The sequence below is a fragment of the Brumimicrobium sp. genome, assembly GCA_023957385.1.
Lineage (GTDB): Bacteria > Bacteroidota > Bacteroidia > Flavobacteriales_D > Crocinitomicaceae > Brumimicrobium.
In genome coordinates this window covers 2,352,611-2,369,428 of the sequence record JAMLGZ010000001.1, presented here as the reverse complement: position 1 = coordinate 2,369,428, position 16,818 = coordinate 2,352,611, and the positions used below count along the sequence as shown (strand labels likewise).

Sequence of the window (16,818 nt, the reverse complement as noted above, 5' to 3'; positions counted from 1 at the left end):
TTTGCAGCATGCGAGATATGATATTAATTATTGATTTTGGTTCACAATACACGCAATTAATCGCGCGTAGAGTACGTGAACACAGCACCTATTGTGAAATTTATCCATGGGATAAATGCCCTGAAATTACTGAAAATGTAAAAGGAGTGATTCTATCAGGAAGTCCTTTTTCGGTTAAAGATGAGAATTCTCCTCAATTTGACCTTTCTGGAATTCAACGTAAAGTTCCTTTGTTGGGAATTTGTTTTGGTGCTCAATATATCGCATACAAAAATGGCGGTGTTGTTTCCAATGCTGAGAAAAGAGAGTATGGAAAAGCGAATCTTGCAAATGTGGATAGCAATAATGTTCTTTTAGAAGGTGTGAAATCTGGTTCTCAAGTATGGATGTCTCATGGAGATACTATTGAGAGTTTACCAGCTGGGTTTAAAAATATTGCAGGAACAGAAAATATATCTAATGCTGCCTTTTTTATCCAAGGAGAAGAAACGTATGGTTTACAATTTCATCCAGAGGTTTTTCATTCATTAGATGGAGGAACTATCATTTCTAATTTCATCACAAAAATTGCTAAATGTCCACAAAATTGGACTCCAGATGTTTTTGTAGATAAATCTGTTCAAGAATTAAAAGCACAACTTGGTGATGATCGTGTAATACTAGCTTTGTCAGGAGGAGTGGATTCTTCTGTAACGGCCGCTATTCTTCAAAAAGCTATTGGAGATAATCTTTACTGTATTTTTGTGAATCATGGCTTATTGAGAAAGAACGAATTTAATGAAGTTTTAGAAAGCTATGAGCATATGGGATTGAATGTAAAAGGAGTGGATGCTTCTCAACAATTTTATAATGCTTTGAAGGGAATAACAGACCCGGAACATAAAAGAAAGACAATCGGCAAGATATTTGTTGATGTGTTCGACCAAGAATCAAAACTAGTGGAAAATGCAAAATGGTTAGGTCAGGGTACTATCTATCCGGATGTGATTGAATCAGTGAGTACAACGGGAGGTCCGTCTAAAACGATTAAATCACACCATAATGTAGGAGGTTTACCTGATTACATGAAACTTAAAGTTGTAGAACCACTAAAGATGTTGTTCAAAGATGAAGTTAGAAGAGTAGGAAAATCAATGGGAGTGCCTCAAAATATATTAGGAAGACATCCTTTCCCTGGACCAGGGTTGGGAATTCGTATTTTGGGTGAGATTACGCCTGAGAGAGTAAAAGTACTTCAGGAAGCAGATGCTGTATATATTAGTGAATTAAGAGCTTCTGGTTGGTATGACAAAATTTGGCAGGCTGGAGCTATTTTATTGCCTGTAAATACCGTAGGTGTTATGGGGGATGAAAGAACTTACGAGAATGCTGTTGCACTCAGAGCTGTTTCTTCTATTGATGGAATGACTGCTGATTGGTGTCATATTCCTTATGAAATCTTAGGAAAAGTTTCTAATCGAATTATCAATGAAGTAAAAGGTATAAATCGTGTGACTTACGATATCAGCTCTAAGCCACCTGCAACAATAGAATGGGAATAATGAGATTGAGTATAGTTTTTTTGCTTTTATGGGGGATTTCTTTCCTGTCTTTTTCACAAGAAATTGGAGAAGAAGTTAGAGATGGTATAACATATAAGATATATGTAGTGAAAGCTGGAAATACGCTGTATAGCCTTCAAAAGGAATATGGTGTTAGCGTAGAAGATATCATAAAGGCGAACCCTAGTGCTGAAAAAGGCTTGCAAACAGGACAAAAACTATATATTCCAATAAAAGAAACTTCATCTGAAGAAAATCCTAATCAACAAAATTATATTGTACATGAGGTGGATAAAAAGGAAACTTTATATGGTATTTCCCGAAAATATGGTTGTACTGTAGAAGAATTAATTCAATTAAATCCAGGTGTAGAAGATGGGCTTCAAGCAGGGCAAACTATAAAGATACCTTCTAAAGATGGTGCTAAATCAACAGGTGCAAAAACAGAGACTCCTACGGAAACTGTTCCTCAAGCAACTATTGACTTAAATACAAAAACGTTAGTTGAAGATAGTATTGTTTCTTATACTGTTCAGAAAGGAGAAACTATTTATTCAATTTCAAAAAGGTTCATGGTCTCTGTTGAAACGTTAATAGCAGTGAATAAGTTGAAGTCAAATAGTATCCAAGAAGGGCAAGTGATTCAAATTCCATTGAAAAAAGAACAAGCAACTTCTGCTGAAATGAAAGATATAGATAGACCATCAGATAGGATAAGAACACAGGAAGTAAATTATACAAGTTCTAAAGAAAAATATAAAATTTTAATTGCTTTACCCTTAAAAGTAGAATCAAATCCTGATGTGTTGTCTGGTATGTTTACTCAGAATACACATCTGAATAATCTGACAGAGTTGTCTGTAGAATTCCTAATGGGAGCTCAAATGGCCTTAGATTCATTAGAAAAATTAGGACTAAGAGCAGATGTTGAATTTTTTGACACCAAATCGGATTTTGAAGCTTTTAAAAAGTTTTTAGGAACAGAGAATAGCGCAAAATGGGACATGATAATTGGACCATTCTATCCAAATTTGTATGAATATGCTGCGGAATGGGGTAAAAATAATAAGGTGCCTGTAATAGCAGTGACCAAGGTAGCAACTAAAACTTTGGAAAACAATCCGTATGCGCTATCTGTAGTGCCTTCAGACCTTACACTTATAGGAGGAATGGCTAAATATCTTGCTATTAATCATGCAACAGACAATATTGTTATGATTCAAGGAGATAATACGGCATTAACTTCAAAAAATACACATTTTAAGAATATGTTTGAGAAGCATATTCCTACGGGTAAATCTGGATCTATCCGTATGGGAACAATTGGCGATGCAAGTGGTAAAACTTTGTTAGGATATATTGATTTGAATAAGAAGAATTACATTGTATATCTTTCAGATAATGTGCAGCAAGTTATGCGTTTTGTGAATGCATTGAACGCTGCCAAAAATACTTCTCCTAAATATAATAATGCTGAAATTGTGATGGTTGGCTTGAGAGAATGGAATGATTTTATTGCACTTAATGCATATTATAAAAATCGTTTTAATTTCCATTTCCCATCTACTTCTTATTTGAATTATGATTTGAATAATATCATTGATTTCACCGTAAATTATCGTACTCGTTATGGTTCAGATCCTTCTAAATATTCTTTCCATGGATTTGATGTAGTATTGTCCCAAGTTGCTTCTATTATGCTAGGAATGGATAGAAATAAAGGTTTGATTAGTTATTTCAGTATGGATAGTGTAGGAAATAGTCACGGGAAAGAAAATTCTAGTGTATTTATTTCTGCTCAAAAAGATTTCGATTTGCTGTTAATGGAAATTGAGACTAAAGAAAAGAGTATCCCAATGATGGAAGCAGAAATTCAATCTGCTGAATAATCTATTTTATTAAAAGTAATAAAAAATGCTAGGACTAACCTAGCATTTGAATGAATTCTTCTTGAATGGCAACGCCCTTGTCTTTGTTGTACCATTCTTGGAGTTCTAATTTGGTTTGATCGTGATCCATTCCTTTTTCTTTTAGTCCTAAAAAGAAATCTTGACATTTCTTTGGTCTAGGACCCCACACATATAAATCCTTTCCTTCTTTATCTCTAATCACTAGTTTTGGAATTGACTTTCCTCCATTGGTTAAATAATCATCAATCATAAAAGGAGCAGTATCTCTCCATACAATGTTAAGTGTGATATTAGGATTAACTTCTGCCATCAAATGTATAAATGGCGCAATATGAGCAGCATCTCCACACCAAGGCTCTAAAATTAAATTCCACGTTTGTTTTTCTTGAATATTATTTAATACTTGAATGAGTTTTGGATTGATTTGTGCAGTCTTTATCCAACGTTTTACTCTGCTTCTATTTAGTTTGGTATATTCTAAATAGGTCTGATCATCATAAGGAGTTTCAGGTGTTGGATTGCTTACTATTTCATCAAATCTATCTAGGAGTCCATTCCAAGTAGTCATGTTTTCAAGGCTTACTTCTTTTTCCATTTTGCGTTCTTTTTTATACTGTTATTACAAATATTTTTTTAAAAAGTTTTCAGTAAATGACATAAAAGACTTTTTTGTATTTTATTTTGCAATGCAAAGATACGACATGTATTGAAACCAAATGCAACATTTGTTACATTGAGGATAATAAGATAAAAAGATAGAAATAAAAAAGGTAGGAGTGAGCCCCTACCTTCTTATCTGTTAAAATACCTTCGGATGTGTTATGAAAGCAATTTTGCCATAGTTTCCCCAATTTTGGCAGGAGAATCAACTACATGAATACCACAATCTCTTAAAATTTGTTTTTTGGCTTGAGCGGTATCTTCTGAACCACCAACGATTGCTCCGGCATGTCCCATAGTTCTTCCTGCAGGTGCAGTTTCACCAGCAATAAAGCCAACCACAGGTTTCGTTCCATTTTCTTTTATCCAACGAGCTGCATTAGCTTCTAGGTTTCCTCCAATTTCTCCAATCATCACGATACCTTTTGTTTCAGGATCATTCATCAATAATTCTACAGCTTCTCTGGTTGTTGTTCCGATTATTGGATCTCCACCGATACCTATAGCAGTGGTAATACCTAGACCAGCTTTCACAACTTGGTCAGCTGCTTCGTATGTTAATGTTCCAGATTTTGAAACAATACCAATTTTTCCTTTTTTGAACACAAAGCCAGGCATAATACCTACTTTTGCCTCATCGGCTGTAATGACACCTGGACAGTTTGGCCCAATTAATCTACAATTATAATTTGAGATATATTCTTTTGCTTTAATCATGTCTTTTACTGGAATACCTTCTGTAATACAGATAATAACTTTAATTCCTGCATTAGCAGCTTCCATAATAGCATCTGCAGCTCCAACTGGAGGTACAAAAATGATGGAAACATCGGCTCCTGTTTGTTTCACTGCATCTTGTACAGTATTAAATACGGGTTTGTCTAAATGAGTTGTTCCTCCTTTTCCCGGAGTTACACCTCCTACTACGTTTGTTCCGTATTCAATCATTTGACCAGCATGGAAAGTACCTTCACCTCCTGTGATTCCTTGTACAATAATCTTTGAATTTTTATTTACTAATACACTCATATTTGCAGTTTGTTTCTTTAATAACTTGCCAAAAGTAACTTTTTCAAGATTGATTGACAAGGAAAATCTAAAATGTTTTTAAAAAGTTCTTGTTCCCTAGAAAGACTAATAGGGTATTTAACTCTTCTTTTTATTTTAAAGATGAAAATATTTTCAAAAAAAAATAAAAATTATTTTTATATTTAAATAAATACTATACCTTTGTACCAGATTATTTTTGTTAGGTATTAGTAAATAATCGGTTTTATAGTTTTAGCATGGTTTAGCAAAAGAGGAATAAGTGTCTAGCATTTATCCCTCTTTTTCTTTTTAATGCAAAATTAAAATAAAAAAAGCCTCAATTTGGAGGCTTTTCTATAGTTGAGAAATTTTTAATGAATAATCGTAATTTTCTTAGTTACTGAGAATGCTTTTGAATCTGAGATTCTGATGAGGTAAATTCCAGTTGCCCAATTTTCAGTAGAAATTATGGTGTTTTCACTTTGTGTAGAAAGAGATTGTAAAAGCTGACCATTTGAACTATAGATATCTACTAAAACTGGATCGAAATTCTTATTTGAGATAGTAAGTTGCGTATTTGCTGGATTTGGATATAGCGTAACAGCATTTAATATGGCTGACTCTATTCCTGATGTACCTTGTTCAATTATCTCTATACAATAGTCTTCTATTTCTCCACTTGTATAAGTGCCACAAACTGCAGGTAAAGCGGATGAACCGTACCCTTGGTAAGCCATCTGTACTCGCATACGTGTACTTCCTAATGGAGTAGATAATGGAAGCGTAAAGTTACCATTTACCACTCCAAAGCTAGCGTTACTTTGATCAAATACAATTTCACTTGCGTCAAAGACACCGTCTTGATTTACATCTATCCATACTCTTGAATATTCTAGTAGAGTATCTCCTGCGAAACCCGGTTGTATCTTCAAACTATAGGGAGCTCCTCTTTCAATAGCCGTAGATGCACTGCCGAAATAATATCCATTGTTATTTCCCGTGCTATGAACATTACCATTTAGGGTAATAGATTCTATCCATTCCTTTTGCGCTCCTAATAAAGCCATTGGATGATCATTGTTATTAATAGCATTTATAAGCGTATTTCCATTTGCCTGAGAAATCATAATTGCTGGGATTGTCACATTGGGATCTGTTCCGCCCATGGATATTGGAGCTCCGGCAACATTGTTTACTACAATAATAGCTTTGGCACCTGCATTTTGTGCATTGATAGCTTTCTGTGTGAAGGGGCATGTACCTCTTCTTACAACGGCAATGTTGCCATTAAGTTGGGCTGAATTTATAAGTGTGTTACAACCTTCAGTTGGATTCGCACTTCCGTCATCTACCAATACTAATTCGCCATAGACATACCCATTTCCAACGTTTCCTCCAAATCCTGCTGCTTCGTACGCATAAGTTCCAGCAATGGATGCGGGATTGTGAACAATAAGGCGAGTTGCAGGGTCGTTAGTACCTGTTGTGCAGTAATTTAAATCCACACAATTTCCGCATCCGCTCGTAGTGAATGTTTTAATAGCTGTTGGATTACTATCTTCACCGCTACATTCAGATTTAATATAATAGGCATATTCTGTACAGCTATTTAATCCAGCAAGAGAGAAGGAGGTAGTACTGGAAGTTGAAGTCAGCCAATTTATGTCTCCAGATGCCTGATAGTAAATAGTGTAATTATCTCCATCTCCATCAAATGTAACTTCAGCTGTATTTTCTTGGATATTTGCCGTTTGAATATTGAGTGGAGGTAAACACGAATTACAAATTACTGCCATTAAGGTATCAATGGATTTTTTCGCATTGATTCTGCCGCCATATTTAACCTTTCCTTGAAGATAAGTAGTTTTATCTACTCCATCAAATAATGCTTTGCGTACAATGTCGGCAGTTCCTTGCGGGTCTGACATAGCTAATGATTCAATACTTTCACATGGAGAACTATACATCAGTGCTATTAACCCTGCGGTTAGTGGACAAGCAAAAGAAGTGCCTGAGGTGCTAGTATATCCATTGTTAGGGGCAGTTGTATAAATAGATGATCCAGGAGCAGCTATGTCAATTGTGGTTAAACCATATCCAGCAAAATCAATAATATCACTTGAATTTGTTGCAGTCACAGAAACCATGTAATCACTTGGGCAGGCAGTAGGCACATCTCCTGTTTGGTCCACATTCCAATTTTGGTTTGTGGTTGCTCCTACATTTAAAATTCCGGCTTGACCTAAATCATCGTAGAAACCACACCAAATAGGATAATCATTTGGATTGGCACCATCATAACCCCAAGAAGCACTTGAAGCAACTACAAAAGCGCCACTTGCCCCGTTGGTTTGATTCCAAAGGAGTCGTTGCTGTAAAGCATAGTTATAGCCAGCAATAACACCAGCCTCTGTGCCAGATGACAAATTAATTACCATGATTTTTACATCCCAATTAATACCTGCAACGCCTAAGCTATTATTTCCTTTCGCTCCTATCATTCCAGCGCAACTTGTTCCGTGACTTCCAGTTCCGATATTGTCGTTATTTGATGAAGAATTCCAACCGTTATAATCATCTACAAAACCATTTCCATCATCATCTATGCCATTTCCCGGTATTTCTGCCGTGTTAATCCAACGATTATCCTTTAAGTCATTATGGTTAATAACATCAGCACTTTCCATTAAAGCAACCACGATATCATGCCCATTAGTGGTTTTTCCCCCAGTGGTAATATCCCAAGCCCCCGGAGAATTTATTTTGGTGTGTTGCCATTGATTTCCATAATTTGGATCGTTAGGAATGGCTCTTAATTCCACAAATCTATTGGGCTGTGCAATGCGAACGGTTCTGTCCCGTAACAATAAATTAATTGCATTTTCTTTTGTAGAATTATCTTCATTGAAGTGAAGCAACCAAATGTCAGATTTTTCAGCAAGAGATTGAGTTACTTTGAAATCCAGATATGCAGGCATACGTGTTACCAAAGTGTATGGATTTCCTCCTTTTTCCATACGAATTATGACATCTCCTTTTACTGAACGAGGTGGCTCTGTTTTGGCAAGTTGACCTATTGAAATATATGATATCAATAAGTTAAGCACTAAAAATATTATTTTAATTAGTTTCATAATTTCTTGGTTTAATATCCGAAAAATACAAAAAAAAATCAAAATAACCTGTTACGCATTTATAAAAATAAATATAATTAATAATTTCTACTGTATTATGGATTGTATTGAATTGTAGAGATGTAAGAAATTGGATTTATCAAAAAAAAAACAGACCCCGAGAAACCAAGGCTCTCGGGGTGACAATTGTGAGGGACTACTATCGGTCGATTTTGCCGACCGCCTTACCCTCTCTTTGTATTGTCACCCCGACAGACGAAGGAATGTCGGGGTCTATGATTATAATCGGTATTTTATTCTAAATGTACAACGGGTTTAAATTAAGATTATCGCTTTATAATCTTACGAGTAATAATTCTTTGATCTACATCTTCAATTTGTAGCATGCACCATCCTTTATCAACTAATTGTATAAAGGCCTTGTTGGTATTGTTTAGCGTGTATGTTTCTACTAGTTTTCCTTCAGCATTAACTACTTTTATTGTATAATTGCCTGAAGTTGGAAATTCGATATTCAAAGGGCCATCCGTTGGATTTGGGTAAATTTTTATTTCAGAATCTGTTTTAACTTCAGAAGCCACACTAAGTGAAGGATCATGAGTGATAGTTCCAATATCATTAATAATGTAGTTTTTAGGATCTATTTTACTTAAATTAGTAACTACGCCTTGGATAGGAATTTGTAGAAATTGTGTACTGTTATTTATATTCATTCTGATAATCGTGTCACCTAAATCACGCGTGAATTGAAACTCTACGGGAGTGGTAAATAGTGGAGTAACACTTGGAGTAGATGTTGTTTGTGATAATTCTATAAAAAGCTGATCATTAATTTGATTCCATCTTGCAGAATAGGTAGGATACCCTTCTCCAAAATACCATTCTTGCATGAAGTTTGTCAAAGATACACCACTTGTTGTCTCCATAATAGCTTGTAATTCTAACCCAGACGCAGTTCCATATTTATAGGTGTCTAAATAATTTTGTAATCCTGCATAGAACAAAGAATCGTTGTTGATGATATGACGCATAGTATGGATGATAGCACCTCCTTTGTTATATGTTAAACGTCCACTAAAAATCCGGGACATATTTAATGAATCTTCTACCCAAACACTACCACCTGGTTGTTGCATGACTGCATCATGTAAATCAGTTAGTAAACTTGCTGCATTAGTTGGATTTCCCTCTTCCATTAGGTATTCTGCGTATGCTGCAAACCCTTCGTTTACCCAAATATCAGCCCATGAAGAACAAGTTACTAAATCTCCAAACCATTGGTGAGCTAATTCATGCACCACTAAAGATTTGCCAAAATCAATGAGAGTAGTCATTGTTTGATGTTCCATACCACCACCAAATTCACCCATGGCATGACCGTATTTTTCATTCCAGAATGGATATTTTCCAAATTTTTGTGAAAGAGCTAAAATATAATTTCCTGTGTTGTCAATTTTTGTTTTGTAGAAATTTAAAATATATTGATTGTTATATAAGTAATTTTGAACTAGCATAGAATCGTTATAGTCTTCTGGCCAATGAACATAGTAGGAGTATTCCTGATAATCAGAAACAGCTATAGAAATTAAATAATAATCGATGGGATATCTATTTTTCCATTCATATCTATGTTTCCCATTGCCCATGTCGGTGATGTTTGCTAATAATCCATTTGATCCTACTTTGTTGCTGATGTCTGTCGTAACCCAAATATCTACCGAATCAATTTTATCACGTAAAGATTGTTTACAAGGAAACCATTCATACGCATAAAAAGGTTCACTGAGGGTCCAAGTTACTTGTCCACCCCAATATGGTGATGTTTCATTTGACATAGCTCCGCCAGAATTTGGGTCTGTACCACTATTTGGAGGAGTACCTCCATAGTCAATTTCTAATTTAAAATCAGTTCCAGCAGCCAGATTAGTTTTTACGATGACTGCTGTATTTACTCTATCAAATGCAATTGTACTTCCATTGAGTCGTATATCTGTAATTGTTAAAAAAGGATGAAGCTCAAATAAAATTGTGTCCATGGAGCTGTTTCTAACTTTAGCACGCATCTCTACCGTTCCATCTATATCTTCCGAAGTGCGTTCTACATTTACATCTAATTTATAATAATAAACATCATATTTTTCAGTAAGATTTATTTCGTGCGGTGAAAGCAATCCAGACTTATTATATACATTTGATTGTGTGGATTTTGCATGTTGACAAGAATATTCTTGAGCAAAAGAGGTAAACATTCCTACTGAAGCAAGAAAACTTAAAACATAGTTTTTCATGGTATAGTTTATTTTGCATAAAGATAAATGAATTTGAGAAAGATTGAAAAAATACAAAGGAATTTTATGAATTTTGTAGAAAAACCCGTTGTGCATTTAAAATAAAATATCAATTATAAACAAATAACAGCTATTTTTTTAAAAATGGTTAAGCAACTACCACACAAACAAAAGAATTTTTATATTTGCTTGACATGAAAGAAAACGAACTAAAAATATCTATTGTTATTCCTTTGTTTAATGAGGTAGAGTCACTTCCTGAACTTCATCAATGGATAATTAAAGTGATGAAGGAACACAATTATACGTATGAGATAGTTTTTGTAGATGATGGAAGTACAGATGGTTCGTGGAATAAGATTGAAGAGTTACAACAAATAGATACAAATATTCGGGGAATTAAATTTCAACGGAATTATGGAAAATCAGCTGCTTTACAAAAAGGTTTTGAGGTAGTTAAAGGTAAATTCGTGATTACGATGGATGCCGACTTACAAGATTCTCCAGAAGAAATTCCCGAAATGGTGCGTATGCTTGAAGAGGATGGTTATGATTTGGTTTCTGGATGGAAGAAGAAGCGTTTTGATCCAATTTCCAAAACTATTCCAACGAAATTATATAACTGGACTGTGCGTAGGATGACAGGGATATATTTACATGATTTTAATTGCGGTTTAAAAGCATACAAATTAGTGGTAGTGAAAAGTGTTGAAATTTATGGAGATATGCATCGCTATATTCCACCTTTAGCAAAATATGCTGGTTTTCATAAGATAGGAGAGAAAGTGGTACAGCACCAAGCTCGTAAATATGGCGTTTCTAAATTTGGATTGAATCGTTTCGTACATGGACCCCTTGATTTACTGTCTGTAGCTTTCATGGGAAAATTTAGCAAAAAACCAATGCACCTTTTTGGAACCATTGGAGCTATTATGTTTGTTATTGGCTTTGGTTTTGCACTTTACTTAGGAATTGATAAATTTATCAGTCTATACTCAACGCATAGAGCACCTTTGTTGGCTACACGCGCTGAATTTTATATAGCATTGACCTCTATGATTTTAGGGAGTCAATTCTTTTTAGCTGGTTTTTTAGCTGAGTTGATAGGTAGGAACTCCTCTACGCGTAATGTTTATTTAATTGAACAGGAAATATAATATGCCAGTGTTTCATATAGATTCAACTTGGACATTGTTTTTAGATAGGGACGGTGTACTTAATCATAGGAAAATGGGAGGGTATATTGAATCCATCGAAGAATTTGAATTCTTACCACATGTTATTTCGGGATTAAAAAGACTTCGCCCAATGTTTGCACGTATTATTATAGTCACGAATCAGCAAGGTATTGCAAAAGGCGTTTATTCTTTGGAACAATTGGATGCTATTCATCAATATATGTTGCTTGAATTTGAAAAAAATGGAATTCATATCGACCAAATTTATGTGGCAACCAATCTGAAAGGAGATATCAATGACCGAAGAAAGCCTCATTCTAAGATGGGGATAGAAGCAAAATTAGACTTCCCTGAAATAGATTTTCGAAAATCCATTATGGTAGGTGATACAGATTCAGATATAGAATTTGGAACAAAACTTGGTATGAAAACCGTATTGATAAAATCTGAAGAAAGAGTGTTACATAATTCAGATTTATACGTTAATAACCTTATAGAATTAGCTAATGAAATTCAAATATAATATGTGTCGAAGCTTTTTGCTTATCTTCCTTATGGGATTGAGCGCTTCATTGTTCGGGCAGGTTAATCAAACGGATGCGAAAGGAAAGAAGCAAGGGAAATGGATTAGGTATTATGCCAATTCTAAAGATAAACGTTATGAAGGAGAGTTTAAAGATGATAAACCTATAGGGAAATTTATATATTATTATCCTTCAGGTAAAGTAAGAGCAATTATCACACATGATAAAGTGGGAGATAGGTCCAAAGCATTTTACTATTTTGAAAATGATACTTTAGCTTCTGTTGGTATTTATCGTGGAGAAAATAAGGATAGTGTATGGGTGAATTTCTTGCCGTCTGGATGGCCTTCTACCAAAGAAACTTTTAATAATGGCAAACTAGAAGGGGAGCGCATTACCTATTACGGGGAAGAAGTTTCCGAGGATGGAAAAACACTTATTATTTTACGTAAAGAAAATTATAAAAACGACCAGTTGAATGGACCTTTTGTTGAATACTTTCCGGACGGTGTGATTCGCGCAGAAGGGAATTATCTGAATGGTAGATTAAACGGTACGGTTGTCCGCAATCACCCCAATGGTAAGGTTATGATTCGCGAACGTTGGAAATATCGTAATAAACATGGTTGGTGGGAAACCTACGATATAAATGGAACTTTACTCGGAAAAAAATTCTACCTGAAAGGCCAAGAATTAGAAGGGGAAGAGCTAGATAAGTATCTGCAAGAATGTAAGGCAAAAGGAGTAAATCCCAATAATTAAGATACACATATATTTATTAGAGTTTCTTAATTTGTTGTGTATTCAACTTTCCACTAACAAATCATAATTATTTCTTATCTTTGACTTGTTCTAAAGAAAACGGATGAAATTCTTTGTGATATTCAGTGTGTTATTACTATTTCTAAGTGCTTGTAAAAAAGATGACCAGGAAATGGATATGGGATATGATTATTTCCCACTAACCGAAGGGACTTATGTCACGTATAGAGTACAAGAAATTTTTCACGATAAAGATTTGATTCCTCAACACGATACAATTACATATATTCTTAAGCGTCAAATAGGAGAGGAATATATTGATAATATAGGTAGAAAAGCACATAAATTATATCTTACATATACGAATGTTGTAACGGGAGACACTCTGGAAAGACGTGTTTGGACCACTCTTATTGACCAAGGGAAGGGAGAAGTGATTGAAGAAAATCAACGTAAAATTCGAATGGTTTTCGCTGTCCGAACAGGAAAAAAATGGGATTTGAATGCGTATAATACAGATCCTACGCTTGAAATTAGTTATGCGGATAAAGATAAAGCACGCATTATCAATAATTTTTCATTTGATGCGACTTCCAAAGTATTTTATAAAGACTATTTTACTTTGGTAGATTATCAAAAAAGTTCAGAAGTATATGCCAAAGAAGTTGGATTAGTGAAAAGAAGCTTTAAGGATTTAGCTATTAATAATTTTGATACACTCAATATTAGAAAAGGAACAGAACTCCATTATCTGTTAATAGATTATGGAAAAGAATAAGTTCTTTTTTTATGATTGTTTATAGCAGAATCTTAGTTTTGTACTCATGAAGACACTACATTCTATTCTTATAATTCTTTGTACAACCTGTACTGGTTTTTCACAAGGTTGGTTGTCTCAAGGAGCACGTAGCAGTGCATTAGCAAATAGTGGAGTTGCACTCATTGATATTTATTCCTATCACCATAACCCAGGAGCATTGGGGTATTTAAAAGAAGGCTTGGTTGGATTATCGTATGAGGCAAAATATGCACTAAAAGAATTACAGCAACAAAGTATTGCTTTAGCGGTGCCTTTAAAAGTAGGCGTAATTTCTGCTGGAGGTCAGTTTTATGGATATGATTCTTATCGCACTACGCGAGCAGGCGTAGGGTATAGTATCAAATTAGCCGAAAATATTTCTGCTGGAGTTCAGATTAATTATTTAGGAATGAGTCTCGGGAATACATATTATGGCAGAAAAAATACAGTAAGTGCAGAATTAGGGATTTTAGCTAGATTGAATAATAAGATTTCTTTAGGGGTTTCCGCATCGAATATAACACGAACAAAGTTGTCTTCATATCAAGATGATAGATATGGTACCATTTTGCGATTAGGTGCTGCTTATTACATCTTAGATAATCTGATGTTGACAGGAGAAGTAGAACAAGAAATCTCCAAACCTACTCGTTTGCGTTTAGGGATTGAATATGCTCCCATTCCTCTGTTATTTATCCGCGCTGGTGTGCAAGGTGCACCTTTGGATTTTGCTTTTGGATTTGGTTTGGTGTTTGGGCGTGTTAAGATTGACCTTTCATCACAATATAATCAACGCCTTGGTTGGTCACCAGTGGTATCTTTGGTTGTTAATTTTTACAAACCTAAATCTTCTCCAAAGGAATAATGAAATGGTTGCTCTCCATATTGTTAGTGGGTGTTTGTTTCCAGATGTACGCACAAAGTAAAGCAGAAATCATTCAAGAAAGAATAGAGTTTTTAGCTCAAGAAATGGAGGTGGAAGATATTTCTATGGAGGATATCTTTGAAGTGCTCAATGATTACTATGATCATCCGTTGAACTTGAATACAGCCACTCAAGAAGAAATGCAATCCTTGATGCTATTAAATGATTTTCAAATTAAATCCCTACTGAAATGGAGAGATGAAAAGGGTTTGTTTAAAACTTTATATGAACTTACTGAAATAGATTATTGGGATTTACTCACTTTAGAACAAATAATGCCGTTTGTACGGGTTTCAGAAGTAAAAGAAAAGCAAAAACGCAATTTTAAAGAATATCTTAAAGAAGGAAAAATAGAAGGGTATATGCGTTACATCCAAAACATTGAGCGTAAAGATGGGTATCAACGTGTTTCTGACGAAGAAAAAGAGGCAAGCAATAAATATTATTGGGGAGACCCGAGTAAAATATATTCTCGTTTTCGCTATACGCATAAAAAAGATCTAAGTGTTGGGGTGACTATGGAGAAAGACCCGGGAGAACAACTGTTTGGTAAAACACAACCTTATGGCTTTGATTTTTATAGTGCCCATGCGTATTATGGAGGAGGAAAAATAATACGTAAAGCAGTATTAGGTGATTATCAGTTACAAATAGGGCAAGGCTTGGCTTTTTGGACAGGTTATGGATTTAGCAAAACTGCTGATGCATCTACGGTTAAAAAAAATGCAGGTGGTATTAAACCCTATAATTCTACAGACGAAGCACGTTTTCTTCGTGGGGCAGGTTTAGAGTTGGGATATCGAAATTTTTCTTTTACTTCCTTTGTTTCTTATAAAGGGGTCGATGGTTCCATCCAGAGTTTAGATACATTGGAAAATGAAGAAGCTCGTTTGGCTTCCTCAATCAATCAATCTGGGTATCACCGAACAACTTCAGAATTAGCACGTAAAAATAGTATGCACGAATTGATTTATGGAGCTGTTGCTAAATATCAAACACGTGTGTTCCATATAGGTTTAAATGCAATTCAGCAAAGCTATAACACGTATTTCAAACGAGAGGAAAGTTTGATAAATAAATATCAATTTGAGGGCAAAAACCTACTCAATTTAAGCGCTGACTATTCTGTGATAATTCGTAATTTGAGTTTATTTGGAGAGGTTGCTATGAGTGCTGATACACGCAAATTAGCAGTGTTGCAAGGGATGGACTTAGCAGTGGGAAGAGGTATAACTCTTTCTGCTTTGTACAGAAATTACCCTAAAGATTACCATACATTCTATTCTACCGGTTTTGGAGATGGAGGAAACACGATAAATGAGTCAGGATTTTATTTTGGGGGAACCTTTAGATTACATAAAGCATGGATATTAAATGCTTATATGGATTTATTCAGTTCTCCTTGGTTAAAGTATCGTGTTGATGGCCCAAGTAAAGGGAATGAAGTCTTTGCTCAATTGAAATATAAACCTAACACACGTTTTGAAACATATCTTAGAGTTCGCCAAAAGAATAAGATGCAAAATGCGAGTGAATACGTAGGGAATATACGCCCAATAGAAACATATCGACAAATGAAATACCAATGGGGCTTATCTGTTAAACTATCTGGAGGTTGGTGGTGGAAATCGCGTATTGATTTTGTAACAGATAATCGTCCAAGCAAAGGATTACAAAAAGGATTTGCATTATCTCAAGATATCTTATATAGACCAAATAAATTACCCATTGAAATTTCTTTAAGATATGCTATTTTTAGCACAGATAGCTACGATACTCGTATTTATGCCTATGAGTATAACTTACAAAATGTTTTTAGTATTCCAACATATTACGGAAAGGGTAGTAGGGCTTATATCTTATTGCGATATAGCTTCTTTAAAGATCATTTTGATGTGTGGTTACGTTATGCCGTATTTGTATATGACGGACCAGGTTATATTAGTAGTGGTTCCGAAAAAATTAACGGAAATGTAAAAAGTGAATTTGGAGCACAACTGAGATTTAAATTTTAGAAAAATTTTTCAATTCCATTTTTTTTAGTTTACTTTTATTCATAGAAATCATT

Annotated in this window: 12 protein-coding genes; 8 read left to right on the top strand and 4 right to left on the bottom strand. The window is 34.7% G+C overall.

The window, feature by feature from the left end; genetic code table 11:
• Positions 1 to 8: 8 nt before the first annotated feature.
• Both guaA and M9897_10380 read left to right on the top strand, forming a co-directional pair.
• Complete coding sequence (gene guaA, locus M9897_10385; GenBank protein MCO5269287.1) at positions 9 to 1,541, top strand: glutamine-hydrolyzing GMP synthase; 1,533 nt, start codon at positions 9 to 11, stop codon at positions 1,539 to 1,541.
• The gene (locus tag M9897_10380; protein MCO5269286.1) at positions 1,541 to 3,430 is read left to right on the top strand and encodes a LysM peptidoglycan-binding domain-containing protein; all 1,890 of its coding nucleotides are present in this window, start codon (positions 1,541 to 1,543) and stop codon (positions 3,428 to 3,430) included. The genes guaA and M9897_10380 overlap by 1 nt, the downstream gene beginning before the upstream one ends.
• A gap of 34 nt (positions 3,431 to 3,464) precedes the next feature.
• Here the strand turns inward: M9897_10380 and M9897_10375 are convergent, their stop codons facing one another.
• From M9897_10375 to M9897_10360, 4 genes are all read right to left on the bottom strand, one after another.
• Complete coding sequence (locus M9897_10375) at positions 3,465 to 4,046, bottom strand: thioredoxin family protein (protein MCO5269285.1); 582 nt, start codon at positions 4,044 to 4,046, stop codon at positions 3,465 to 3,467.
• A gap of 224 nt (positions 4,047 to 4,270) precedes the next feature.
• Positions 4,271 to 5,140, bottom strand: a complete 870-nt coding sequence (gene sucD, locus M9897_10370; protein MCO5269284.1) for a succinate--CoA ligase subunit alpha — start codon at positions 5,138 to 5,140, stop codon at positions 4,271 to 4,273.
• Positions 5,141 to 5,511: 371 nt separating this feature from the next.
• The gene (locus M9897_10365; protein ID MCO5269283.1) at positions 5,512 to 8,274 is read right to left on the bottom strand and encodes a S8 family serine peptidase; all 2,763 of its coding nucleotides are present in this window, start codon (positions 8,272 to 8,274) and stop codon (positions 5,512 to 5,514) included.
• A gap of 326 nt (positions 8,275 to 8,600) precedes the next feature.
• Positions 8,601 to 10,562 carry a T9SS type A sorting domain-containing protein gene (locus M9897_10360; GenBank protein ID MCO5269282.1) on the bottom strand — a complete coding sequence of 654 codons (1,962 nt, stop codon included), beginning with the start codon at positions 10,560 to 10,562 and terminating at the stop codon, positions 8,601 to 8,603.
• Positions 10,563 to 10,756: 194 nt separating this feature from the next.
• Here M9897_10360 and M9897_10355 point away from each other — a divergent pair, with 194 nt between their 5' ends.
• The 6 genes from M9897_10355 (at position 10,757) to M9897_10330 (ending at position 16,765) form a co-directional block, all read left to right on the top strand.
• Positions 10,757 to 11,719: a glycosyltransferase family 2 protein gene (locus tag M9897_10355; GenBank protein MCO5269281.1), complete on the top strand. Its 963-nt coding sequence runs from the start codon at positions 10,757 to 10,759 to the stop codon at positions 11,717 to 11,719.
• 1 nt (position 11,720) lies between these two features.
• Positions 11,721 to 12,263, top strand: a complete 543-nt coding sequence (locus tag M9897_10350) for an HAD-IIIA family hydrolase (protein MCO5269280.1) — start codon at positions 11,721 to 11,723, stop codon at positions 12,261 to 12,263.
• 1 nt (position 12,264) lies between these two features.
• The gene (locus M9897_10345; protein ID MCO5269279.1) at positions 12,265 to 13,026 is read left to right on the top strand and encodes a hypothetical protein; all 762 of its coding nucleotides are present in this window, start codon (positions 12,265 to 12,267) and stop codon (positions 13,024 to 13,026) included.
• A 103-nt stretch (positions 13,027 to 13,129) separates the two neighbouring features.
• Entirely contained in the window at positions 13,130 to 13,804 is a 675-nt protein-coding gene (locus M9897_10340; GenBank protein ID MCO5269278.1) for a hypothetical protein, read from the top strand.
• 46 nt (positions 13,805 to 13,850) lie between these two features.
• The gene (locus M9897_10335; GenBank protein ID MCO5269277.1) at positions 13,851 to 14,690 is read left to right on the top strand and encodes a hypothetical protein; all 840 of its coding nucleotides are present in this window, start codon (positions 13,851 to 13,853) and stop codon (positions 14,688 to 14,690) included.
• Positions 14,690 to 16,765, top strand: coding sequence for a helix-hairpin-helix domain-containing protein (locus M9897_10330; protein ID MCO5269276.1), 2,076 nt, complete (start codon positions 14,690 to 14,692; stop codon positions 16,763 to 16,765). The genes M9897_10335 and M9897_10330 overlap by 1 nt, the downstream gene beginning before the upstream one ends.
• The last annotated feature ends 53 nt before the right edge of the window (positions 16,766 to 16,818 follow it).